This is a genomic window from Alteromonas lipotrueae (assembly GCF_019249215.1).
GTDB classification, from domain to species: Bacteria; Pseudomonadota; Gammaproteobacteria; order Enterobacterales; family Alteromonadaceae; genus Alteromonas; species Alteromonas lipotrueae.
In genome coordinates this window covers 195,495-219,076 of record NZ_JAESDI010000009.1, presented here as the reverse complement: position 1 = coordinate 219,076, position 23,582 = coordinate 195,495, and the positions used below count along the sequence as shown (strand labels likewise).

Below are 23,582 nucleotides of genomic sequence, written 5' to 3'. Positions count from 1 at the left end.
TTATGAACGGAAAGTTTATTGTAGTAGAGGGCCTTGAAGGGGCCGGAAAAAGTTCAGTGATTGGGCTTATCGTAAAGCATTTGCAAGACGCAGGTATTGCGGTTGAGCAAACGCGCGAGCCTGGCGGTACGCCTATGGCCGAGGCGATACGCGAGTGTGTTAAACACGACTGGGACGAAACCGTAGCCGAAGAAACAGAATTACTGTTGATGTACGCCGCACGGGTACAGTTATTAACTAACCGTATACTTCCGGCGTTAAATGCAGGGCAGTGGGTAGTAGGTGACAGGCATGACTTGTCTTCACAAGCCTATCAAGGCGGTGGTCGCGGCGTAAGCGCTAATACCATGACTGCCATTAGCAAAATAGCGCTTAACGGTTTTAAGCCAAATTTAACCTTGTACTTAGACGTTGAGCCAGCCATAGGGCTAGAACGCGCTAGAGGCAGGGGAGAGCTAGATCGCATTGAACAAGCAGGCTTGGCCTTTTTTGAGCGTACTCGTGAACGGTACTTAAGCTTAGCAGCACAAGACGACAGTATTGTGGTGATTAATGCCATGCAAGCTATGGAAGATGTACATAAAGACGTGATAACCGCTGTGCAGGAGTACCTTTCTTAATGCAATCTGGGCAAATGCTTCCTTGGTTCACTGATACCTATAACGAATTGCTTGTACGCTATTTTAATAACAAGCTGCACCATGCGCTGTTATTCATTGGCGCTAAAGGTATTGGTAAAGCAAAATTGGTTGCAGGGCTGTCGGATGCGCTGTTGTGCAAAAAGCCAACCCAGCAAGGGGCCTGTAATGATTGCCAAAGCTGTCATTTACGGCTTGCTGGAAATCACCCCGATTTTTACGTGCTAGAAAGCGAAAAACAATTGGGCGTGGATAAAATTCGTGAAGGTATTGCCAAGTTAAGCGGTACGGCGCAAATGGGGGGCAATAAGGTGCTGGTGATCCCCGTGGCCGATAGCATGACTGAGGCGGCGGCCAATGCACTATTGAAAACGTTAGAAGAGCCCACCAATAATACGTACTTGTTGCTAATCACTGACAGCCTGAACAGAATAATGCCCACTATTTTGAGTCGATGTGAAAAACATTCGCTCGGTTTGCCTGACGTACAAAGTAGTTTGGCCTATTTACAGCAACAGGGCGTACAAGATGCCAGCGAAGCGTTATTAGAAGCCTATGGCTATGCGCCACTTCGTTTAGAAGCAGCACTTAATAGCGAAAGCGACTTTAATTATCGTACTTTTACAGATGGTATGGGCGCATTACTTGCTGGTACTGGAAGTCAGCAGCTTTTAGCGCTTGCGAATAAATGGCAGAGCGATGCTGTTCAGGTAGCAACGTGGTGTCAACACATGGCACATAAATCGTATGTAGAACGCCAGCAAGCGCAAGATTACGCGCGTTATCGCGCCTGTGTAGAGGCAGTAAAAACCTTACAGCACCCTGGGGTGAATAAATCCATGGTGTTGGTAAGTATTTTGAAACAATTTCAGCGCTAGGCCGCGGTTATAGTGGGTTAGCCTTAAAAAAGATAGGTATATTTTGTTTGTAGATTCACATTGTCATTTAGACAGATTAAAGCAATCGCCAGAAGAATTGGCAGAAACCCTTAACTTTGCCCGCACCCGCGGTGTAGAGCACTTTTTATGTGTGTGCGTATCGGTGAGCGATTACGACAGTATGTTAGAAACGGTAAAAGGCTTTAATGATGTTTCTGTTTCTTGCGGCGTACACCCGCTTCACCAAGAAGATGCATGTACTTACGATGAGTTACTTGAAAAAGCGCAAGACGATGCGGTAGTGGCCATTGGTGAAACAGGCTTAGACTACTTTTATAGCCCTGAAAGTAAAGAAGTTCAGCTAACGTCGTTTGTTGACCATATTAACGTGGCTAACGAAACGAAAAAGCCGCTTATTATTCATACCCGCGATGCCCGTGACGATACCATTAATTTATTGCGCGAGCATAAAGCCAGCCACACAAAGGGCGTGCTACATTGTTTTACCGAATCGCTAGAAATGGCGCAGGCTGCCATTGAAATGGATTTTTATATTTCAATTTCTGGCATAGTGACATTTAATTCCGCCAGTGAATTACGAGACGTTGTAAAAGCAATTCCACTTGAGCGCTTATTAATTGAAACCGACTCCCCTTGGCTGGCACCGGTGCCTCACAGAGGTAAACAAAATCAGCCTGGCTATGTGGTAGAAGTCGCAGAATTCATTGCCGAATTGAAAGGTATTTCGGTAAAAGAGTTAGCACGTATTACGACTGAAAACTTCTACACTTTGTTTTCACTTGCCCAACGCAAAGCCGCTTAAGCGACCGGAGAGTTTTAACGATGCCGCAGTGGCGCACAGGGTTGACAAAAAGCTTACACGCTAGCAGAAGTATGCCTGAGAGCCGTTATTTTCAGTTGGCAACTGCTGACAAAGACGGCGTGCCGTACTGCAGAACCGTGGTGTACCGAGGCTTAAGTGATGACAACAAGCTGATTGTTATTTCAGACACCCGTACCGAAAAATACACCCAATTGTCACAGCAAGCGAAAGCGCAAGGCTGTTGGTATTTTTCGAAAACTCGTGAGCAATATCGATTTAGCGTAATTGCGACTATCATGACTGAAAACGAAGATAGGTCACTCATAGAGTCTCATTGGGCTAAATTGTCTGATGCAGGTAAAAAGCAGTTTCTATGGGGCGACCCAGGTACGCCAAGAAACAACGGGTTACCGCTTCAGATTGCGGGCGACTACTCTGTCGCTCCCGAACATTTTTGCGTAATTTTGCTAGATATTGTGAACGTGGATTATTTGAATTTGCGCGGTAATCCGCAGTATCGAGAGTTACATCGTCGTGACGATAAGGGGAACTGGATAAGCCAGTCTATTATCCCCTGATGCGCTAAAGTTGAATTCTAACAATCAAGCCTATACGCATACGAAAAAACGCCAGCACAATGTCCGGCGTTTTTAATTTTATCCTTTTGCTTACATTCTTTTACTCGAAAATTTTCGAAATTGGCGTATCACCTTTAAACAAGTAAGTAGTGACATTACTTGTGTCGCTGCGATTAACTGCTTCCACAATAGCTGTAGCCACGTCCTCTCTAGGAATCACTGCATCGTCTTGGTTGTCAGGCATGTCGGTAGATACCAAATGTGTACCTGGCTCGTTTAAGAGAGTACCGGGGCGTAGAATGATATAAGGCACGCCGCTGTTCATCAGGTGCTCATCAGCCATGTGTTTAGCGACTAAATAAGGCTTAATGCTAGAGCTAACTGCGTCTGGCTCGCCGGCCCCTATTGAACTTACCATCACAAATTTAGGCGTACTCGCTACCTTGGCATAATTCGCTGCGTTTCGCGCTGCCCATAGATCTATAAGGAGTGTTTTATCATCGCCTGAATTGCCGCCGCTGCCGGCAACGAATACAACGCAATCGACACCTTCGAAATGTTCAGAAAAGTCTTTTTCAAGATCTTGTTCTTTAATGACGAGGTTGTCGTTTTCAAAGTCGTTTAGCTTTTCGGGGCTTCGTACAGGCGCTACCACGTGGTGACCTGCTTCAAGTAATTTTCCAGTAGCCTGCTTACCAATTTGGCCTGATGCGCCAATGACAAGAACCTTAGCCATAAATGTTACCTCCATGATTGAATATGGTTATTCATAAGCGTGGGAGGGGATTTCGATCACACAGTACGATGAGTTTCATCATACTGCGCTGGTCGGCGTTAAGGCATAAATTAATTACACTCGGGAGAAGAGTGGTTTACATAATAGGTAAAGCAGCGGCTAAATCAGCAGGTTAACATAAGGCTATTTAACAACAGCATTGCGCCCCTGGGCTTTACCTTTGTAGAGTTTTTTATCAGCTGCGTGAATGCATTGCTCTACGCTATCGCTTTCACGAATATCAGCTATCCCCGCGGTGATAGTCACTTTCACATCATGTCCTTCGCAGTGAAATGAGGTTTTCTCAACCGCTTTTCTTAATTTCTCACCTACCCAGTAGCATTCATGCGCATTAAGCTCAGGCAATAGAATAAGAAACTCTTCGCCACCCCAACGACAAATAACGTCGGAATTTCTCAAACTCGTGCGTAGCAGTTCTGCCACCTTAACCAATATAAGATCGCCTACATGGTGACCGTAAGTGTCGTTAATTTGTTTAAACCAATCAATATCTACAATAAGCAAAGAAAATGCCTGTGCATAACGCTCGTAACTGTCCCAAGCCTCGAGCGCTCTGCTTGTAAAATAGCGCCTATTTTTCAATCCGGTTAACGAGTCTTGGCTTGATAGCAACGTTAGTTTATCTACTACGTCTTCAAGATCTTTGGTTTTTTCTTCGACCATTTTTGCAAGCACAACCGAACGGTTTTTAAGGGTTCGAATACGCCACCACACAAGTAGCGTTAACAGTAGAAAAGCCGAAACGATAATGGCACTTCGCCAGATGGGTTTGTCCCACCAAGGGGGGACAATACTGATTTTCAGCTTGGCTTCATTTGGGCTCCATACTTTTTCTTTATTCATCGCTCGAATAGTGAGGGTGTAATTCCCAGGGGCCAAATTGGTGTAGGTTACTCCGCGGCGGCGATGGTCGGTAAAACGCCATTTATTATCAAACCCTGATAATAGGTAGGCGTAACTTACTTCATTTGCACGAGTAAAATCGAGCGCCGCGAATTCTACAGAAAATGAAACATTGTCTGAGCTAAGGATTAATTCTTCGATATTGGTATTCGGGAAGAGGTCTTTCGAATCACTGCTTTGTTCATTAATAATTTCAATATGCGAGATATTGACCTTAGGCGACCAAGGCTGTTGTTTGATATCACTTGGCTTGAAGCGAGTGAGACCCTGTGGGCTGCCCATGAAAATAGTGTCGTCAACGGTTTTTACGGCAGCGCCTATGTAGTAACCAGCTTCACTAACACCATTTTGTGCCCCAAAATAAGAAACCGACGATAAGGTAGAATCGATATGTGCAATGCCGACGGTTGTTGAGATCCAGAGTGCGTTTTCTTGATCTTCAACAATAGCGCCAATCGAGATGTTGCTTAAGTAGCTGTCTGCTTCTATTTGGTTAAATGATACTGAAGATACTTCGTCATCTCCAAGCACCATAAAATAGATGCCGTTTGACTGTGTGCCAATCCAATAGCCGCCACGAATAGAACGAGAAACCCACGTCACCACCGCATCTTTAGGAAAATTACTGCTACTTTCACCAATATTACGGATTTCACCCGTAAATTTATTGGCAAAGTATAAACCCGATATGCTGGCCAGCCATGCGCTCTCGTTATCTTCAAATACAATGCGAGTGGTTAGCGAAATAGGCCATTGGCGAATAACTCGATTTTCGGAAGGGCGATACACAAAAACACCGTCGCTATAGCCGCCGTACCAAACATCACCGTCTGCATCTACATTAAGGGTATAGCCGGCCTTGCCCTCCAAGGCCACCAAATCTACTTGTTCGGTGGTGGTATTTAGTTTTGCTAGCCCCGCGCGAGTCGATAGCCAAACTGAGTCTGACGGTTTATCGTAATGCACGGTTAAAAGCTTGTTTGAAGATGATTTGCCTTCAGACTCGAGTGTTGAGGTATAGGGGCCGCGAACCTTGCCAGATTGATAATTGTAATGCCAAAGGTTTTCTTCAGTAGCAAGCCACACTGAGGTATCTGAATGTGCCGCAATACCAGAGATATTATTGCCAATAGCTGCGCTAGTTGAAAAGTTGGCCAGCACAGGGTTGTGAATAGAAAACCCATTGTCGCGAGACCCAGCTATAATGGCACCAGCTTCTGTTTGATATAGCGCGGTAATGTAATTATTGGCGAGTTTCGATTGAGAGACCGATAACGACACAATCTCTGATGTGTCTTTAGCCGGAATAATATTTACTCCGCCGCCCGTAGCAACCCAAATATTACCATTACGCTGAAATAAAACATTCAGCACATCATTAGATGAAAGGCCGTTGCTTTCATCAAAACAAGTAGACTCGGAAAAATCGTTTTTCGCAAATAAGGGGTAACGGCAAAGACCGTTAGCGCCTGTGCCAATCCACAAGCTCTCGTCAGCAGCTAATGCCATCAATGTTAAGTTTGTGTCCGCCAGTTGCTGAAGCTCTAAGGTATTGAAAGCCGTATTAAGCTTGTATAGCCCTGATGTTGAACTAAGCCAAACGTGACTGTTTCTATCAAAAACGATGTCGGTTAACGTACTGGTTATGTTATCTAAAACAGCAACTTGAACCAGTTTGTTTGAAAGTGATGAAAAACGATAAAGCGCACGGCCGCTAATAACCCAAACGTTGCCATTCTTATCAATCTTTATTCGTTTGATTGAGCCGGCTTTTATTTTGCTGGATACAGTTATGGGGAAGTGTTCGAACGTTGTCGTTTCGATATGAAACTTGCTTACCCCACCAATAGTACCCACCCACAAGTATTCTTTGTCTAACGAAGCCTCAATTTGAAAGGTAGTTGCAGCGTAAAGCCCGTCAGACTCAGTCTCTTGCCATTTACCGAGATGCTTAAATTCGTTCCCATCAAACCTGTCGATCCCCGACTGTGTCGCCAGCCAAATATAGCCGTTGTTATCTTCTGCGATATCTAAAACCGATACCTGCGATAAGCCTTCTTCGATTGAAAAGCTTTTAAACACGGGCAGGGGGAAGTCAGCGGCACGAGATGTGGCAGCTAAAGAAAAAACAATAGGTAATAGCATAGTGGCGGTAACCAGAAATCTTACCACTACAAACTTCATAAATACGCTCGGGAATTGGGAACAAGCGTTACGATATACTAGGGTTAACCTAGTAAAAATGGGACATAAGTATTAATTTTGCATTTACGAGATACAAGCGCAGATAAAAAAAAACCCCGATTAACGAGGTTCTACTATTAAATCATTTAGTTGGCTAAAACATTACCAGCCACACTGACGCGTAGCATTTTGCTCATCTAACCATGATTTTAACGGTGCAAAGTAGTCAGCAATGGTACTTGCATCCATTTCAGGCGAGCCAGTGAGGGTTTCTAACGCCTTTTGCCATGGCTGGCTCATGCCCATTTCAAGCATGGCGTTTAGTGCTGTACCTGCTTCTTCACTGTTATAAATAGAACAGCGATTAAGTGGGCCTTCATCACCCGCAATATCACATAACGCTTTGTGGAATTGGAATTGCAAAATATGTGCTAAGAAATAGCGCGTGTAGGGCACATTAGCGGGAACATGGTATTTAGCACCTGGGTCAAACGCATCAGCAGGTCTGTCTACCGGTGCTTTTACGCCTTGGTATTTTTCTCTTAATTCCCACCAAAGTGTATTGTATTGCTCAGGTGATACTTCACCTGCCATGACTTTCCAGCGCCACTGATCGACCATCAGGCCAAATGGAATAAAGGCAATCTTATCTAGCGCCACCTGCATTAGCATGCCTATGTCGTTAGACGCGTCTGGAATTTCGTCAATCAAACCAATTTCTTTGAGGTACTTTGGCGTGATCGACAAGGCAATGGTGTCGCCAATCGCTTCATGGAAGCCATCGTTAGCTGAACCACGGTACAATAAAGGTTGGTCTTTATAGGCACGCTGATAATAGTTGTGACCCAGTTCATGGTGAATAACATTAAACTCTTCCCCCGTTTTTTGGATACACATTTTTATACGTAAATCGTCTTTGTCGTCTAAGTCCCAGGCTGAAGCGTGACACTGTGCGTCTCGACCTTCAGGTTTTTGGAACATAGAACGCTCCCAAAACGTATCAGGCAGCGGCGCAAAGCCCAGTGAAGAAAAGAAAGACTCAGCCTGTTTCACCATTTTTATTTCATCATAGTCCTGCGCAACAAGTGATGATGTCACGTCTGGCACCGTCATCTCTTGTTCAGGCTTCACGATATCGTAAACATTGCCCCACGTTTGCGCCCACATATTGCCTAACAAGTGCGCTGGAATAGGTTGGTCTTGAGGTACTAATTCTTCACCATAATGCTCACCCAACTTAGCACGAACGTGACAGTGCAACGATTCGTAGAAAGGCGCAACTTGTCCCCACAACCTATCAAGTTCTTTCGGGAAGTCGTCGGCTGGCATATCGTATTTACCGCGCCATAGTTCGCTAACGTTTTGAAAGCCTAATTCAGCAGCGCCTTCGTTAGCCAAATTGACCTGTTGTTCATAAAGCGGCTTCATAGGCACAGACACTTCACGCCAACCTTTCCAGTACTCTAGTAAGGTGTCGGCATCGCGAACAGTCGCCATTTCACTGCTCATTTCTACCAAGCTTTTACAGGTGCCATCTTCCATGCAGTACTGACCAGAACCATACATTGCACTAAGCTCAGAACCAATTTTAGCAAGTTGCTCTGCTTTCGCAGGTTCTGACGGAGGTGGCATGGTAAGCCCGTTTTTGAGCAAATTGAGTTGACGACGGGTATTTTCATCTACTTCAACATCGTTAAATTTAGCCGCTTCTTTGGCTAATACCGCTACTTTGCTGGACAGTACTTCATTAAAATAGGCACTGACTGCGGCGGTATCAAAATTGATGTTAGTGGCGTAACTCCACTCGGCATGTGCGGCTGGCACCTGCATTTTACTAATGTCGTTTTGCGCATTAATAAGGAATTCTTGCGCATCTTGCGCGGTAGGTGCCGCAGGTGTGGTTTCAGTTTTAGTAGTAGCTTCACCGCAACCTATTAGCGTAATGCTAACTAGCGCTGCGACGATAGTGCGTTTAGTTGAAAACATAAGTTTGCTCTTGTCGTTGTTGTTTTTATGTATTGGGGAGTACATATATTTTAGCGTTATATTTTGGAGTGACTAGCACGCTTTGTAAAACAAATTTGCAACAAAAAGCGATGGCTAAATGATTTTGTGTAAAGGTGAATAGCGTAAAGCGAAAAATAAAGGCTTAGTCTGCTATCGCTATTTTTAGATTTTAGCTCATAAGCCGCCTCATAAGCTGTCTTATAACCCGGGTACATTGTGTGAAATCTTGTTTTATTTTAAGCGTGCAGAGGGTAGGCTTTGAGTCTCACCTTAATAGGCTCAATGCCATTTTTAGTTGGCTTAGTATTATAAGCCAACGGTAATCTCAGGAATTTAAATGAATGTAGAGGTTAGTTTTAGGTTTCTATCGCTCAATAAATTACAAGCTCACACGTTAGAACGAGAAGTGGCGAATTCATCTACTCGCTATGTTGAAGATAAAAATTGTTATGTGGGAATAATTCCACTTACCGAAGATATCTTTGACCCATTGATGATTTTTTTCGAGCGCCAACAAGTCGCACTTGCCAATTGCGATATTTATTTGTCGGTGCTTAGTAGTAAAGACAACAACATTGTTGATGTTCCTTCCTCGGTCAATAAAATGTTAAAGCATATAAACTGTAAGCTAGTATTTTCATACGCTTACAATCAGTAACGATGTGGAATGATAAAAATGGGTCGAGCATTCTAAGATAGTGCAGGCTCATATCTAAATGCGTATTTTTAGCAAATTTGATAAAGTCTAAGTTTTATAGCGTTAAAATTAGCGTAGTGATGACTGATAATACAAATAAGCATGCAGCAAGTACCTTTGAAGAATCTAGTAAAGGTTGTACAAACACAAGCTGCTGCCCGCCCAAAAGCCCAATAACCCGTTCGGCACCAAAGATTGGTCGCAACAGTCCTTGTCACTGCGGTAGTGAAGTTAAATTTAAGAAGTGCTGCGGTAAAAACTAACTCTACGTTTTTCGATTGTTAATAGAGCCGAGTGTGCGACTGTGAGTAAATGGAAGGTCGAGTATAGACCTTAACGCACCACAACGCCTTCCAACTACTGGGTTCATAAGGTTTAATGATGAGAAGGATTTTGTTAGGGCTATGCGTCGTTGTACTACTTGGCTTTGTTATACCAGAACCGCGAACTACTCCCGTAGATAACGCCAGTGCCGCTGATTGGAACAAAGACACTTTTTGGTATGAACCCTGGGGCACTTCAGGGGTCCACAAAGGTATCGATATCTTTGCTCAAAAGGGCACGTCGGTGCTGTCATCCACGCATCAACTTATTATCTATCAAGGTCAGAAGCCAAAAGGCGGCAATATCATACTTGCCTTAGGGCCTAAGTGGCGGCTGCATTATTATGCGCATCTTGATTCAATAGATATTGACGGCATTACACTTGTTTCCAATGGTTCAAAAATCGGTACGGTTGGTTCAACAGGCAATGCCCAAGGTAAAGCGCCTCATCTGCATTATAGTATTGTTTCGTTGTTTCCCTATTTTTGGTTGGCTGATGAATCGACTCAAGGTGCTAAGAAGGCGTATTATTTAAATCCAATATCGTACTTAAGCACGGTTGATTGATTAAAAATGGAGATATAATGAATAGTACAACCTCCTCAGATACTGGCGCTGAATATAAAAAAGAATACGAAGAAGCGTATGTGTATGCAGGTTTTGGGATTAGATTTGGCGCATCAATTATTGATACATTACTTTTATTAGCGATTACTTTTCCACTACTGCATCTAATTTATGGCAATGGATATTGGACTGCTGAGGACTCTGTTGTAGGTATAGTTGATGTCTTAATTAGTTATGTTCTACCGTTAATTGCCACAATATTATTTTGGGTATATAAATCGGCTACGCCAGGCAAAATGGTGCTTAACGTTAAGGTGGTTCATGCTAAAACGGGAAGTGCGCCCACAATACGCCAGTCTATAATTCGCTATATAGGATATTACGTTTCTATATTCCCCCTAGGCTTAGGCTTTTTATGGGTGTTATGGGATACCAAAAAACAAGGATGGCATGACAAAATGGCTGGAACTGTTGTTATTCGACCTAAAAATAAAGGTGTTGAACCGGTCAGTTTCGATGAAAAGTAACGTTGAATATTGGTAAGAGCGAGTCGATGGGTATAGCTTATCTACTTGCTCGGCAGCTTTCAAATTACGTATTAGTCACAAGGAAGCACGATGAAGCTTGAGCAAAAAATCCCGCCAGTTGCCGTCTTTTTACTGTCAGCCTTTTTTATGGTGGTGACGACCAAAGTCGCTCGGGGTGTAAGTGTTGAATATCAATACAAGTTTGAGACGCTAATTCTATTTCTATTGTTGGGTGTTGGAATAGCGGTTATAGGTGTCGTTTCGTTCAAAAAACACAAAACCTCGGTACATCCTATCAAAACCGAACGTGTTGTTAGTTTAGTGACTTCAGGTGTGTATCAGTACAGTAGGAACCCCATGTATGTAGGTATGTTGTTGTGTTTGGTGGGTATTGGGCTTTACACGGCCAACCCCGTTAATGTTGTCTTTATTCTGCTTTTTGTGTGGTACATGAATAAGTACCAGATAATACCCGAAGAGGCATTTCTAACGGATAAATTTGGCGCCAGCTATACAGAATATATGAAAACGGTTCGAAGATGGCTGTAAGCAAATTCGGCGTACTTATCACTCTTACCTTTTGCACCGCCTTAATAGCAGCGGCTTTTCTGAATTTATTACCTGTAGAAGTGGTATACCTTTACATTACTATCAGCACGATAACTTTTGCCATGTATGCTTTTGATAAATCGGCCGCTCGCAAAGGAAAATGGCGTGTACCAGAAACTCGTCTTCATCTTTTAAGTTTACTTGGTGGTTGGCCTGGGGCGTATCTTGCCCAACGAAAATTAAGACACAAGTCGGCTAAAGTTTCATTTAAGCGAGTTTATTGGGCTACGGTGACGCTAAATTACTTTGCGTTTATTTGGCTTTTTAGCGAACAAGGTCAACATTTCATCAATGCTATTTTGGCGTAAATAACGTGTCCTTTTCTTGTTGGCATTGAGCGGGTAAGATTAAAAGTTAACCACGGACTAAAACTAAAAAAATAAAGGAATATGTTGTGTTCAGACCGGTCATTACGATTGCAGTATTTTTACTTATTTTGGTGCCTTTACACTCGTACTCAAAAGTACGTGGAGAAACTACGTACCTAAATATTCATTCTGAAATACTCGATGAAGAGCATGAGTTGTTCATACACTTACCCAATAATTATCACCAGCCGACTAAGTTACGTTATCCTGTACTCTATTTACTTGATGGTCAACGAAATTTCAGCCATGCAGTAGGTACATTAGACTTGCTCAATCAATCTAATATGGCGCAAGAAATGATAGTAGTTGGTATCGCAAATACCCATCGCTCAAGAGACTTTACCCCAACTTATGATGAGAATTATAACGAGTGGGGAATATCAGGTGGTGCCGACAATTTCCTAGATTTTATCGAGAAAGAGCTCGTGCCATACATTAGCGAAAACTATCGCGCCAACAACTACAAAATAATATCAGGGCATTCGTTAGGTGGGCTATTGTCGGTGTATGCCTTGCAGTCTAGACCCCATTTGTTCCAAGCCCATTTTGCCTTTAGCCCAAGCTTATGGTGGCAAGAACAGGTTATCTTTGACGATGCCGAAACCTTCTTTTCCGATACTTCTGAATTAAACAACTACTTGTATATCAATATGGGCAGCGAAGGCGGCGATATGCTGAGCGCTTACCAGCGCTACCACGAATTGCTAAACACGCATAAGCGAAAGGGATTTAGCTACAATACAGATTTAGATACCTCAGAAAGCCACAATACCACTGCGCTTGCTGGGCATTCGTTGGCTTACCAAAATCTTTACACGTCGCTGCAGCCATCAAAAGAAGTGTTAAGTGGCGGGATGCCAGCAATTAAGCAGTTTTATAAAGCACAGTCTGAAATGTACGGTTATGAAATTAAGCCCAGTTATCGCGCCATTAACAGTGTGGGATACAAAGCATTATCTGAAAAAGATTATTCATCGGCTATTACGATATTTCAAAGCAATGTCGACAGCTACCCTTATAAAGCGGATGCCTACGACAGCTTAGCCGATGGGTTTGAAGCTAGTGGAGATTTACAAAAAGCATTAGAAATGAGAGCGCTCGCGATAAAGAAAAGTACGGCTGAAAATGTTGAAAACGGCGCTTATAAAACCCGTCATGCGAATTTACTCAAAAAAATTCAGGACAAAAAGCTTTAGTACTTTCTCTTTACGCGCGTTGAACATAATTTATAAAGGAAAACGTTGTGGTAGTGATCTATGGAATTGATAAGCACTTAAACCCAATTAAAAGCCAGTTGTCTGATGTGATCCACCGTTGTATGCAATCTGTTTTGGGTATGCCGGAAGACAAACGCGCTCATCGCTTTATTCCGCTTGCCAAAGAAGACTTTTTCTATCCTGGTGGCAGAACAGATAGCTATACCGTTATTGAAATTAACGTGATGAAAGGGCGTAAGCCCGACACCCAAAAAGCACTGATTAAAGGGCTTTTTAAAGCAATCGAGTCTCAATTGGGAATTAGCACGGTAGACATTGAGATAACGATTAAAGAACAGGAAAAATACCAATGGGGTTTTCGTGGTATTACCGGTGATGAGGCGTCAGATTTAAAATACAACGTTGATGTGTAAACTAGGCCTGCGCTCATACCTACACAAAGCCACATTATGGCTAGCTGGTGCCTTATATAGTAATAAATATAAATTTTGGGTAATTTGAAGTATTACGGTTAACGCCTTAAACGATAAATACCATTTAATTTCGTAACCTTTCAATAGCAGTAAAAAGGATTGTCGATGACAACAAGAATACTAAAAACCATGTCTGGGGCAATGTTACTCACGGCACTCTTTTCACTCGCAGCATGCAGTGCAATAGTTAGTAACAACACAGGTAAACAAGCTCAATCTAGCAGTTTAATGGATTTCCTTTACCCCGATGAAGAAAGCCGGGTTAAGCACCAGCCTGAAATTCCCACGCTACAATTACCGGTAAAGGTGGGACTTGCGTTTGTTCCTTCAAGCAATTGGCGCCGAGATGGCCTGCATGGTAAAGACCAAGTCGAGCTTCTAGAAAATGTTAAGCAGTCTTTCCTTCAGTACGAGTATATCGATCGCATTGAAATCATTCCTAGTGAGTACTTAAGCGGGGGAGAAGGTTTTTCAACGTTAGAGCAAGTAGGAAGGTTATATGATGTTGATGTAATGGCGTTAGTGTCTTACGACCAAGTTACTCAGTCACTCGAAAATAACGCGGCGTTATTGTATTGGACCATTGTAGGAATGTACGTTATTCCAGGGAATGAAAACACGGTACAGACCTTTGTGGATACTGCAGTTTTCGATATCAAAAGTAAAAAGATGCTGTTCAGAGCGCCAGGTGTAAGTAAGCTTGAGAAGCGTACCACCGCTGTAGGTATTGACGATTCGTTGGCCGAAAAATCTTTAGAAGGGTTTGGTATAGCCGTTGACGATATGTCTACAAACTTAGATGCTGAACTTGCTCGATTTAAAACCAGAGTAAAAGAAGAAAAGATTGCGAAAGTAGAACATAGAGAAGGCTATAGTGGCGGTTCACTTCAGGTTTTTTGCTTACTGCTTATGGGCGTCATGTTATTTAGAAAAATGACTGTACGGTAACTCGCTGTCAAGGTGTGCAGATTGAACGTCACCAAGCAACATCTTAAAGACGCAGTAAGCGCCAATATTCTTTCATCTGAACAGTTGATCGCGTTTTTGAATCAGCAAACGAGTACCACTGCCAAGTTCGATTTCACCCATGTGTTGTATTACCTTGGTGGCTTAATTGCCATTGGCGCAATGACACTGTTTATGAACCTAGGCTGGGTATCTTTTGGCGGAATCGGTATTGTTTTCATCAGCTTATTCTATGCAGCTGTGGGAATTAAGTTAGCTAACGTTTTTAAGGTGAAAGGATTGTTTGTGCCGGTGGGCCTATGCGCTACCTTTGTTGTTGTGCTAACCCCGTTGGCGGTTATTTGTAAATTACCTAGGTATAAAGTGGCAAAAGAACGAAGCCGCTATTACCGCGAAAACACGTAAACTTTTGCCTATGGCACTGCAAACACTGTTGGACGCTAAACATCTCTAGATTAACCTGTGTTAAATGCACAAGTTGATACTCGATTAGAAACCTGTTTATAAATTAGCGGTAAATAGGCCAGCCAAAGATTTGACTGGCCTCTACGCATTTTTGCCGTTGCTTAATATTTTCTACGTTTTAACCCTGTTTCCGCCAATATTTTCGCTGAAATCTCTTCTATTGAATATTTGGTACTGTTTAAGAACGGAATTTTTTCTTTTCGATACAAGTTCTCAACTTCTCGTAATTCCATTCTACACTGCTGTAATGACGCATAGCGGCTATTCGCTTTACGCTCAGAACGAATTTGATGCAACCGTTCTGGCTGTATAGTTAAGCCAAAAAGTTTATTTTTATAGCGGCGAAGGGCTGTAGGTAACCTAAGCATGTCGCCCATGTCATCTTCGGTAAACGGGTAGTTTGCCGCTTTAATACCAAACTGCAGGGCTAAGTATAAACTGGTAGGGGTTTTACCCGAGCGCGAGACACCCACTAAAATAATGTCGGCTTCGTCGTAATCTTTCAGGTTAGAACCGTCATCGTTGGCTAAGGCATAGTTAACCGCCTCAATACGAATGTCATACGTGGTTTCATGAATGCTATGAGTACGATGTTTTTCGGGTTTTGAGGGCACACCAAGCACTTTTTCCAGCGGGGCCACGAACTGATCGAGGAAATTGTAGTTAATACCCACAGATTTTGAAATTATCTTGCGAACATCTACATTCACAATTGTATAAAAAACGAGCGGCCTTTCTCCTGTGTCTTGAAAACTTTCAGATATTTTATCCAAAACCTTGTTGGCTTCTTCCTCAGTTTCAACAAAAGGGATGGTATTGTGATTGAATTCAACAGGGAACAAAGACAGCAGGGCGTGGCCAAACACCTCTGCTGTAATGGCGGTACCATCTGAAATATAAAAAGCTGTGCGCACAACAAATCCTTAACATTGTCGTAATTTTATTACAAAAGTAATAAAGAGTTTACTTTCCGATTTCCCCCATTCTAAGATGATTTCGTCGAAAAGCTATATGGTTATTAATGATGACTTGATGTAACGCAAGTCTGCTTTACTTGGTACTCGTTAATATTAATAAGCATTAAGCGCGTTTGGATATACGCAGTCGACACGTATTTTACCAATGTTGGGCATGTGGCCCGCCATTGCTTATACCCTACTCAAAAATAAGCTGGAGGCTTCGGCAGTGAAAGAATTCGTACTTTGGTATCAAGAACTGGGCATGCATGATGTAGGTCGCGTTGGCGGCAAAAATGCATCTTTAGGCGAGATGATTTCTAACCTAGCTAACGCCGGTGTACAAGTACCGGGAGGTTTCGCCACAACTGCAGAGGCTTTTAATGAATTTCTAGAGCAAAGTGGTCTAGAAGCAAAAATTCATAACGTACTCGATACACTCGATGTTGAAGATATTAGTGCGCTTAACGAAGCCGGCAAAGATATTCGTCAATGGATCATCGAGACGCCGTTTCAACCTGCACTAGAAGACGCCATTAAAGAAGCGTTTGTAAAATTGCAGGGTGATGCAGGCGACGAAGCATCATTTGCAGTTCGTTCATCAGCTACCGCAGAAGACATGCCAGATGCGTCGTTTGCCGGTCAGCAAGAAACCTTCCTTAACGTGAAAGGTTACGAGTCTGTATTAGTAGCCATTAAACACGTATTCGCCTCGCTATTTAACGACCGTGCTATTTCGTATCGTGTTCACCAAGGTTACGACCATAAAGGTGTCGCATTGTCTGCTGGTATTCAGCGCATGGTTCGAAGCGATATTTCATCGTCGGGCGTGATGTTCACTATCGACACAGAGTCGGGCTTTGAAGACGTAGTATTTATTACGAGTTCATACGGCCTGGGTGAAATGGTTGTGCAGGGTGCGGTAAACCCAGATGAATTTTACGTACACAAACCAACCCTTGATAAAGGGCTTCCAGCCATTGTTCGCCGTAACCTAGGCAGCAAGCTAGTTAAAATGATTTACTCAGACGATGAGGCGCATGGCAAGCAAGTGTCTATCGTTGATATCGACAGCGCTGAAAGTAAAGCTTTCTCACTGAACGACGAAGAAGTGATGGAGCTGGCGAAGCAGGCGCAGATTATTGAAAAGCACTACGATCGCCCGATGGATATCGAATGGGCCAAAGATGGCGTAGATGGTAAGTTGTATATTGTTCAAGCGCGCCCTGAAACGGTTCGAAGTCGTGAAGATTCTCAAAGTATTGAGCGTTTCCAACTTAAAGGTCAAAGTAATATCGTGTGTGAAGGCCGCGCTATTGGGCATAAAATTGGTGCAGGCGTGGCGAAAGTACTTGGCTCTATTGAAGAGATGGACAAGATTCAAGCTGGCGATGTACTGGTTACCGACATGACAGACCCAGATTGGGAACCTATCATGAAAAAGGCGTCTGCCATTGTCACTAACCGAGGCGGTCGTACATGTCACGCAGCGATTATTGCTCGTGAGCTAGGCATTCCTGCAGTAGTAGGGTGTGGTAACGCCACTGACAGTATCGAGAACGGCGATAAAATTACCGTATCTTGCGCAGAAGGTGATACAGGTTATATCTATGGTGCAGAGCTAGAGTTTGACGTAGTGACCTCACGTATCGACTCTATGCCTGACTTACCACTAAAAGTAATGATGAACGTGGGTAACCCAGACCGCGCCTTTGATTTTGCGCGTTTGCCTAATGCAGGTGTTGGCCTTGCTCGCTTAGAATTCATTATTAACCGTATGATTGGTGTGCATCCTAAAGCGTTACTTAACTTCGATAGCCAGCCTGCTGAGCTTAAAGAAGAAATTGGCGATATGATTGCCGGTTACGACTCACCAACTGAATTCTACATTGAAAAATTGGTTGAAGGTATTTCTACCATTGGTGCTGCGTTCTCGCCTGAAAAAGTCATTGTTCGTATGTCTGACTTTAAGTCTAACGAATACTACAACTTAGTTGGCGGCTATCAGTACGAGCCAGATGAAGAAAACCCAATGCTCGGTTTCCGTGGTGCGAGTCGTTATATCTCGGAAGATTTCCGCGACTGTTTTGCCTTAGAGTGTGAAGCCATTAAACGGGTTCGTAACAACATGGGCTTAATCAATGTTGAGATCATGATCCCCTTCGTACGTACTCTCGAAGAAGGCCGTAAGGTTATCGAACTACTAGAAGAGCAGGGGCTTAAGAAAGGCGAAGACGGTTTACGCGTTATTATGATGTGTGAACTACCCTCTAATGCATTACTTGCCGATCAGTTTTTAGATATTTTTGATGGCTTCTCGATTGGTTCGAACGATTTAACTCAGTTAACCCTTGGGCTAGACCGCGACAGTGGCGTTATTGCTCACTTGTTTGACGAACGAGATCCCGCCGTGAAAGCCTTGCTATCAATGGCTATTCAAGCGGCTAAGAAACGTGGAAAGTACGTCGGGATTTGTGGTCAAGGCCCATCAGATCACGAAGATTTCGCTGCTTGGTTGGTAGAAGAAGGTATCGATTCAGTATCGCTTAACCCAGATACCGTCGTTGAAACTTGGTTATACCTTGCTGAAAAGCATGGCTAGCTAGAGATTTTAAATAGCGACGTTAACTAGCTTACAGGCAGTTTACACATACCGGGTAAACTGCCAAATAAGCCAATCTAGCAGAAGCGCTATTTATAAAAGCCTCAACATTAAAAAGCCGCATAGATTTTTCAATCTAAGCGGCTTTTTCTAAGCACTTTTATCACACTGTCAGCGTAACGCAGCCTTAAGCTTTTAACTGGTTTCCAATAGGTAACTGCCTAATGCGCTTGCCACACGCCGCAAAAATAGCGTTACACAAGGCTGGGGCATAAACCGGTGTGGCTGGTTCACCCACGCCTGCTGGTGGTGCATCACTGGGTATAATCTCAACGTCAATTTCTAACGGCGCATCACTCATACGCGGTACGCGGTAGTCATGAAAATTACTTTGTTGAGCACGGCCTTTATCAAAGGTAATACCCTCACTAATGGCGGCAGTAATACCAAAGACAGAGCCACCTTGTACCTGATTTTTCACGGTGTCGGTGTTTACCACAGTACCCGCATCAATGCTGGCCCACGATTTGATAATTTTGAGATCGCCTGCATCTGACACTTCTACTTCCACCACAGTAGCTACATAGGTTAAGAAGCTTCTATGGGCTGCAATACCAAGCCCTCGGCCTTTTGGTAGTGCTCGACCCCAGCCACTCATATCTGCCACTTTCTCGATGGCTTTGCGTAGGCGACCAATATCGAGTGGATAGGCATCTTTGTCGGCACCGTAGTTACCGTACTCTGCATTTTGTTCAGTTACATCGATAATACGATCGGGGCCAATGGTTTCAAGTAGGTAGTCTTTTTGATCGCGACCCGCTTTGTGTGCCGCTTCACCAATGAAGGACTGAATAGCGAATGCATGAAAGATATTAGACACCGAACGCATCCACCCTATACGCGCTTTTGCAGGTGCTTCACCACTTTCAAGTTTAATATTAGGGGTATTGATTGGGTTATCAGTAAAGCCTAGGCCAAGTTCAAAGCTAAACGGCGCGGTAGCATCTTGTTGGAAGGTAGACGCAATAGGTGAAAAAGCCGTACGGTGCAAGTAAGCATTAATACCGCCATTTTCATCTAAAGAAGCTTCAATGTGCTGAGCTGACACTGCATGGTAGAAACCATGCTGAATGTCGTCTTCACGTGTCCACTGCACGCGAATAGGCTTACCTGTTTTCATTGAAAGGTAGGCCGCTTCAGCAGAAAAGTCGGGCTTAGACTTACGCCCAAAACCACCGCCTAGCATGGTGACGTGCACGTTAATTTTCTCTTTTGGCATACCAATCATGGCACCCACGGTTTCCATATCGGCTTGAGGGTTCTGCGTGGCAGCCCACACATCAACGCGGTCTTTATAATACATTGCCGTGGCGCAAGGTGGCTCCATTGGCGCTTGCGCTAAGTGCGGCACATAATAATCGGCAACCAGTTTGTCACTTGCACTGGCGAGCACATTGGCTGCATCACCTTCTGCGCGTACCGACTTTTGTGGTTTCGATACTGTTTCTAGCAAGCTTGCTTTAAAGGCCGCAGAATTATAATCACCATTTTTACCGTCATTCCAGTTTACTGTAAGAGCACGACGTCCTTTTATGGCAGCCCAGGTATTGTTAGCAATAATGGCGATGCCGCCTTTAGGTTGAAACTGTGGTGCGCCTTTCGCCGCCGGAATTTCCACAACATCTACAACGCCATCAATGGCTTTAACTGCTTTTGCATCAAAGCTTTTTACTTTTCCGCCAACAACAGGTGGGCGAACTACCACGGCAACTAAGGCTTTTGGCTCAAGTACGTCAGCCGCAAAAGTCGCTTTGCCAGTTACAATGTCTTTTAGGTCGATATGCGCCATGGCGGTATTAATGTAACGCCACTCGCTGCGCGCTTTTAATGTAATGCGATCTAATTCTGGCGGAGTAATTTTTAATGCATCGTTTACCAGTTCTGCATAGGTAAGAGTTTTACCCGAGGTATGGGTGACCACATGTTGCACTGCACTGCATGAGTCGAAAGGCACATCCCAACGTGTGGCCGCGGCTTGCTGCATAAGGTGGCGCACGCTTGCGCCCATTTCACGAAGACGCTGCATGTTATAACGAATACTGCGTGAACCATCGGTATTTTGATCGCCGTATTTCGGATCACCTTTACCTTGGATAACCACGACTTTGTCCCACGAGGCTTCCATCTCATCGGCCACAATTTGCGCCAATGCGGTACGAATTTGTTGGCCCATTTCAGAGCGGTGACATGTAATCTCAACAACGCCATCAGGGCGAAGTGCTACAAACAAGTTAGCCATTTTGGCTGACTCAGAGGGTTTTGCTAGTACGCCTGCCATAGCGCGGGGCGCCGCTCCCATGAAGTAAGTGCCTAACACGAGTGCGCCAGCGGTAGCCGATGACTTTAAAAAGCTGCGACGAGTTAAATCAAAATACCTGCTCATGCTTCTTCTCCCGCAGACTCAGGCACATAATACTCCACACCGGCCATGGTTTTGGCCGCTGACTTTATGGCTTTGTGAATACGGGGATAAGTACCGCAGCGGCAGATATTGCCAGACATACCTTGCACAATTTCTTCATCGCTTGGGGTAGGGTTACTCGCTAATAAACTGGCCGCTTGCATCATTTGGCCGCACTGACAGTAACCGCATTGAGGTACCTTATGTTCAACCCATGCTTGTTGAACGGGATGTTCACCGTCTTTACTTAACCCTTCAATGGTCGTTATTTTGCTGCCTGAAACAGCAGAAACAGGCAGTACGCAAGAGCGCTGTGCTACGCCATTAATGTGTACTGTGCAAGCACCACATTGTGCCATGCCGCAGCCAAATTTAGGGCCAGTTAGATGTAATTCGTCACGTAAGTACCACAGTACGGGAGTGGTAGGATCGCCCGCAAATTCACGTGTTTCACCGTTAACGGTAAACGTAATCATGGTCTTGTCTCCATTGTCGTAAGTGTCGATGGTCAGTCGAATATCTCACGTTGCCTGTTTGAATAAATGAAAGGTTTTTTGATTTTATAAGGTGTTATATAACGCGTCGTTGGTTTTTATACGCGTTACGAATTTAGCGTATAAAATAACATGACGATGGAGGTTATACTGAAACTTCAGATTAATGGTTTACGATGTGCGATGACAGGGGGATAAACGTGTAAATTACGTAGTAATGAGTTAGCGAAATTTACGCATTAACAATACGCGGTCTATTTTTCTAGCGCTTGACGTCATCATGTTCTGGCTTATTTTTAGCCATCCTCGTGCACGAGGCCAATCGTAGCTTAGTAATACTAAACCACCTATTACCAACAGAATCGACCCTGGCAAAAGGGTTAACACAATCCCGCCGATAAATAGAATGCCACCAAGGGTTAACCGAACAATTTTCATGATAATTTTTCCACGCAATTAAATGCTAGTTACTGAATTTTAGCTATTAACGGCAAGCCATCGAATCTAATCGCTTAGCCCTAACGTTCAAATTAAAGCAATCGAACTCAGGTAATGAAAGAAAACTAAACTCATTGTGGTTCAAAATCGAATAGTTGCCAACCACAAAAGTGTAAACAAGTGTATAGCGGAGTTTTTAAAGCTCAGTTAGTTTTTAAACGAGGCCTAGCATGGCCAAAGCCCCAAAACCGATGGCGGTAACAGGTAACGACACCAATGTGCTTAGGGCAATAATACTTGCAGCCAAGCGGTGATCGCCACCTAAGTTCCTTACCATCACATAACTGGCTGCGGCTGTCGGCGCGATAGACAGCAATAATACTATGCCTAGCTCCATGCCTCTGAAACCAAAAAAATAGGCAATACCTACCAGTAAGGCGGGGTAAACAATGCACTTACTAACTGTGGCTAATGCGATGTTGTACCAGTCGCTAGAAAATGAGCGGAACTGCAGCGATGCGCCGGTACAAATAAGTGCTAAGGGAAGGGTAAGCTGGGCAAAGTATTCCCCGGTTTTTAAGGCAACCTCGGGCAACGACCATTGAAAATAAGAAAACGGTAAAGCTGCAACAATCGAAATAATAAGCGGATTTCGAGCAATACCTTTAATTTGATTCATTGGCGCCGTAAAACCCACCTGATAGAAGTTAAGTACAAATACTGACATAACATTGTACAAAATAGTAATGCAGCCCATATAAACGGATGCGGCTGCTAAACCTTCTTGTCCGTAAGTATTCGCGCAATATGCTAAGCCAATAATGCCCATATTGGCCCTAAAACCGCCTTGCACTACCACCCCGCGTGCATTTTGTGGGTTCACGGTGCAATGCACCAATAGCATTAATACCGCGCACATTAATACCGAACCACTTATTCCAATAGTGATAAGGGTAAAATTAGCAGCATTAGAAAAATTCGACTGACTAATAGATAAAAAAAGCAGCGCTGGTAAGGCAACATTAAATACGAGTTTTGAACCCGACTCGATAAAGGCTTCGTTTAACCAACGGATGCGAAAAAATACCCAACCCATTAAAAGAAGGATTAAAACGGGCACTAAGGTACTGGTGATAAATGAAAGCATGGGAGTTAATCGATGAAAGCACTAAATTCAGGAGATGGGCAATACAGTACCAAACTTAAACGAGATTGCGGCATTAGTTTGAAAATATAATTTCAGTACTTTCATAGCGGGTTTTAGACATTCCAATGGCACTTGTAACTTTGCATAACTATCATTCAGTTCAGTACAAACAACAAATCCAATAGCTCAAAATGATGTCGACACTAATTCCCTAGGTCCCCAGCCCTTTGGCCCTTATTTGGAATTTCTATGAGAACGCTATATTTAAAATTTGTTGTAACGCATTTTGTTTTAAGCGCCATTATGTTTTGTGTTTGGTACTTGGTTGCAGGTATAGAGAATGCGAGGGAGATGACTTTCGTTATAAGTACATTAGCGAGCTGTATAGCAGCTAAAAATCTAATGGAAGACACATTGAAAGAAAAGAGCTGACAACATAAGTGTTGGTTCGCGTAATGTATGCA

At 43.6% G+C, this 23,582-nt stretch carries 22 protein-coding genes and 1 pseudogene; 15 read left to right on the top strand and 8 right to left on the bottom strand.

What is annotated here, in order from left to right; all coding sequences use genetic code 11:
* Positions 1-2: 2 nt before the first annotated feature.
* Genes tmk through JKP82_RS12840 form a run of 4 tightly spaced genes read left to right on the top strand, consistent with a single transcriptional unit; the run spans position 3 to position 2,917 of the window.
* Positions 3-620, top strand: coding sequence for a dTMP kinase (gene tmk / locus JKP82_RS12855; protein ID WP_218397295.1), 618 nt, complete (start codon positions 3-5; stop codon positions 618-620).
* Positions 620-1,516, top strand: a complete 897-nt coding sequence (gene holB, locus JKP82_RS12850; RefSeq protein WP_218397293.1) for a DNA polymerase III subunit delta' — start codon at positions 620-622, stop codon at positions 1,514-1,516. The genes tmk and holB overlap by 1 nt, the downstream gene beginning before the upstream one ends.
* Positions 1,517-1,559: 43 nt before the next feature.
* On the top strand, positions 1,560-2,339 hold the full coding sequence (locus JKP82_RS12845; protein WP_159530830.1) for a TatD family hydrolase: 780 nt from the start codon (positions 1,560-1,562) through the stop codon (positions 2,337-2,339).
* A 20-nt stretch (positions 2,340-2,359) separates the two neighbouring features.
* Positions 2,360-2,917 carry a pyridoxamine 5'-phosphate oxidase family protein gene (locus JKP82_RS12840; RefSeq protein ID WP_159530828.1) on the top strand — a complete coding sequence of 186 codons (558 nt, stop codon included), beginning with the start codon at positions 2,360-2,362 and terminating at the stop codon, positions 2,915-2,917.
* Between the two features lie 100 nt (positions 2,918-3,017).
* On the opposite strand, the gene JKP82_RS12835 is transcribed toward JKP82_RS12840, so the two are convergent.
* The 3 genes from JKP82_RS12835 to JKP82_RS12825 form a co-directional block, all read right to left on the bottom strand.
* Positions 3,018-3,653 (bottom strand): SDR family oxidoreductase, encoded by a 636-nt coding sequence (locus tag JKP82_RS12835; protein WP_159530826.1) that lies wholly within the window; start codon positions 3,651-3,653, stop codon positions 3,018-3,020.
* Positions 3,654-3,836: 183 nt separating this feature from the next.
* Positions 3,837-6,800, bottom strand: coding sequence for a ligand-binding sensor domain-containing diguanylate cyclase (locus JKP82_RS12830; RefSeq protein ID WP_218397291.1), 2,964 nt, complete (start codon positions 6,798-6,800; stop codon positions 3,837-3,839).
* A gap of 162 nt (positions 6,801-6,962) precedes the next feature.
* Positions 6,963-8,786 carry a M2 family metallopeptidase gene (locus JKP82_RS12825; RefSeq protein ID WP_159530822.1) on the bottom strand — a complete coding sequence of 608 codons (1,824 nt, stop codon included), beginning with the start codon at positions 8,784-8,786 and terminating at the stop codon, positions 6,963-6,965.
* A 358-nt stretch (positions 8,787-9,144) separates the two neighbouring features.
* Between JKP82_RS12825 and JKP82_RS12820 the strand changes: the two genes are divergently transcribed.
* The 10 genes and pseudogenes from JKP82_RS12820 to JKP82_RS12775 form a co-directional block, all read left to right on the top strand.
* The gene (locus tag JKP82_RS12820; protein ID WP_159530820.1) at positions 9,145-9,465 is read left to right on the top strand and encodes a hypothetical protein; all 321 of its coding nucleotides are present in this window, start codon (positions 9,145-9,147) and stop codon (positions 9,463-9,465) included.
* Between the two features lie 119 nt (positions 9,466-9,584).
* A complete protein-coding gene (locus tag JKP82_RS21075; RefSeq protein WP_159530819.1) occupies positions 9,585-9,767 on the top strand; it encodes an SEC-C metal-binding domain-containing protein in 183 nt (60 codons plus the stop codon).
* 118 nt (positions 9,768-9,885) lie between these two features.
* Positions 9,886-10,395 carry a M23 family metallopeptidase gene (locus JKP82_RS12810; RefSeq protein WP_218397289.1) on the top strand — a complete coding sequence of 170 codons (510 nt, stop codon included), beginning with the start codon at positions 9,886-9,888 and terminating at the stop codon, positions 10,393-10,395.
* Positions 10,396-10,412: 17 nt separating this feature from the next.
* Entirely contained in the window at positions 10,413-10,922 is a 510-nt protein-coding gene (locus JKP82_RS12805; RefSeq protein WP_218397287.1) for an RDD family protein, read from the top strand.
* 90 nt (positions 10,923-11,012) lie between these two features.
* The gene (locus JKP82_RS12800; protein WP_159530813.1) at positions 11,013-11,471 is read left to right on the top strand and encodes a methyltransferase family protein; all 459 of its coding nucleotides are present in this window, start codon (positions 11,013-11,015) and stop codon (positions 11,469-11,471) included.
* A complete protein-coding gene (locus JKP82_RS12795; protein WP_159530811.1) occupies positions 11,462-11,839 on the top strand; it encodes a DUF1294 domain-containing protein in 378 nt (125 codons plus the stop codon). Before JKP82_RS12800 ends, JKP82_RS12795 begins: the two co-directional genes overlap by 10 nt.
* A gap of 86 nt (positions 11,840-11,925) precedes the next feature.
* A complete protein-coding gene (locus JKP82_RS12790; protein WP_218397285.1) occupies positions 11,926-13,095 on the top strand; it encodes an alpha/beta hydrolase-fold protein in 1,170 nt (389 codons plus the stop codon).
* A 47-nt stretch (positions 13,096-13,142) separates the two neighbouring features.
* Positions 13,143-13,529 (top strand): tautomerase family protein, encoded by a 387-nt coding sequence (locus tag JKP82_RS12785; protein ID WP_159530807.1) that lies wholly within the window; start codon positions 13,143-13,145, stop codon positions 13,527-13,529.
* A gap of 165 nt (positions 13,530-13,694) precedes the next feature.
* On the top strand, positions 13,695-14,537 hold the full coding sequence (rhlP, locus tag JKP82_RS12780) for a rhombotarget lipoprotein (protein ID WP_159530805.1): 843 nt from the start codon (positions 13,695-13,697) through the stop codon (positions 14,535-14,537).
* Positions 14,538-14,558: 21 nt separating this feature from the next.
* A pseudogene (locus JKP82_RS12775) lies at positions 14,559-14,894 on the top strand (DUF2157 domain-containing protein); the annotation flags it as partial.
* 227 nt (positions 14,895-15,121) lie between these two features.
* Here the strand turns inward: JKP82_RS12775 and ppsR are convergent.
* Complete coding sequence (gene ppsR, locus JKP82_RS12770; protein WP_159530803.1) at positions 15,122-15,934, bottom strand: posphoenolpyruvate synthetase regulatory kinase/phosphorylase PpsR; 813 nt, start codon at positions 15,932-15,934, stop codon at positions 15,122-15,124.
* A gap of 271 nt (positions 15,935-16,205) precedes the next feature.
* Here ppsR and ppsA point away from each other — a divergent pair, with 271 nt between their 5' ends.
* Positions 16,206-18,578: a phosphoenolpyruvate synthase gene (gene ppsA, locus JKP82_RS12765; protein ID WP_218397283.1), complete on the top strand. Its 2,373-nt coding sequence runs from the start codon at positions 16,206-16,208 to the stop codon at positions 18,576-18,578.
* Positions 18,579-18,765: 187 nt separating this feature from the next.
* Here the strand turns inward: ppsA and JKP82_RS12760 are convergent, their stop codons facing one another.
* The 4 genes from JKP82_RS12760 to JKP82_RS12745 all read right to left on the bottom strand — a co-directional run bounded on the left by JKP82_RS12760 (position 18,766) and on the right by JKP82_RS12745 (position 23,118).
* Positions 18,766-21,021, bottom strand: coding sequence for a xanthine dehydrogenase family protein molybdopterin-binding subunit (locus JKP82_RS12760; protein ID WP_218397281.1), 2,256 nt, complete (start codon positions 21,019-21,021; stop codon positions 18,766-18,768).
* Positions 21,018-21,515 (bottom strand): (2Fe-2S)-binding protein, encoded by a 498-nt coding sequence (locus JKP82_RS12755; RefSeq protein WP_126872196.1) that lies wholly within the window; start codon positions 21,513-21,515, stop codon positions 21,018-21,020. The genes JKP82_RS12760 and JKP82_RS12755 overlap by 4 nt, the downstream gene beginning before the upstream one ends.
* Before the next feature lie 240 nt (positions 21,516-21,755).
* Entirely contained in the window at positions 21,756-21,971 is a 216-nt protein-coding gene (locus JKP82_RS12750) for a tellurium resistance protein TerC (RefSeq protein ID WP_126872197.1), read from the bottom strand.
* Positions 21,972-22,185: 214 nt separating this feature from the next.
* A complete protein-coding gene (locus JKP82_RS12745) occupies positions 22,186-23,118 on the bottom strand; it encodes an AEC family transporter (RefSeq protein WP_126872198.1) in 933 nt (310 codons plus the stop codon).
* Positions 23,119-23,582 lie beyond the last annotated feature (464 nt).

Coding starts and splice junctions, on each gene's coding strand:
- JKP82_RS12745 (WP_126872198.1), bottom strand. CDS start 23,118: ATGCTTTCATTTATCACCAGTACCTTAGTGCCCGTTTTAATCCTTCTT.
- JKP82_RS12755 (WP_126872196.1), bottom strand. CDS start 21,515: ATGATTACGTTTACCGTTAACGGTGAAACACGTGAATTTGCGGGCGAT.
- JKP82_RS12820 (WP_159530820.1), top strand. CDS start 9,145: ATGAATGTAGAGGTTAGTTTTAGGTTTCTATCGCTCAATAAATTACAA.
- JKP82_RS12825 (WP_159530822.1), bottom strand. CDS start 8,786: ATGTTTTCAACTAAACGCACTATCGTCGCAGCGCTAGTTAGCATTACG.
- JKP82_RS12795 (WP_159530811.1), top strand. CDS start 11,462: ATGGCTGTAAGCAAATTCGGCGTACTTATCACTCTTACCTTTTGCACC.
- JKP82_RS12810 (WP_218397289.1), top strand. CDS start 9,886: ATGAGAAGGATTTTGTTAGGGCTATGCGTCGTTGTACTACTTGGCTTT.
- tmk (WP_218397295.1), top strand. CDS start 3: ATGAACGGAAAGTTTATTGTAGTAGAGGGCCTTGAAGGGGCCGGAAAA.
- JKP82_RS12840 (WP_159530828.1), top strand. CDS start 2,360: ATGCCGCAGTGGCGCACAGGGTTGACAAAAAGCTTACACGCTAGCAGA.
- JKP82_RS12750 (WP_126872197.1), bottom strand. CDS start 21,971: ATGAAAATTGTTCGGTTAACCCTTGGTGGCATTCTATTTATCGGCGGG.
- JKP82_RS12805 (WP_218397287.1), top strand. CDS start 10,413: ATGAATAGTACAACCTCCTCAGATACTGGCGCTGAATATAAAAAAGAA.
- holB (WP_218397293.1), top strand. CDS start 620: ATGCAATCTGGGCAAATGCTTCCTTGGTTCACTGATACCTATAACGAA.
- JKP82_RS21075 (WP_159530819.1), top strand. CDS start 9,585: ATGACTGATAATACAAATAAGCATGCAGCAAGTACCTTTGAAGAATCT.
- JKP82_RS12800 (WP_159530813.1), top strand. CDS start 11,013: ATGAAGCTTGAGCAAAAAATCCCGCCAGTTGCCGTCTTTTTACTGTCA.
- JKP82_RS12760 (WP_218397281.1), bottom strand. CDS start 21,021: ATGAGCAGGTATTTTGATTTAACTCGTCGCAGCTTTTTAAAGTCATCG.
- rhlP (WP_159530805.1), top strand. CDS start 13,695: ATGACAACAAGAATACTAAAAACCATGTCTGGGGCAATGTTACTCACG.
- JKP82_RS12835 (WP_159530826.1), bottom strand. CDS start 3,653: ATGGCTAAGGTTCTTGTCATTGGCGCATCAGGCCAAATTGGTAAGCAG.
- JKP82_RS12830 (WP_218397291.1), bottom strand. CDS start 6,800: ATGAAGTTTGTAGTGGTAAGATTTCTGGTTACCGCCACTATGCTATTA.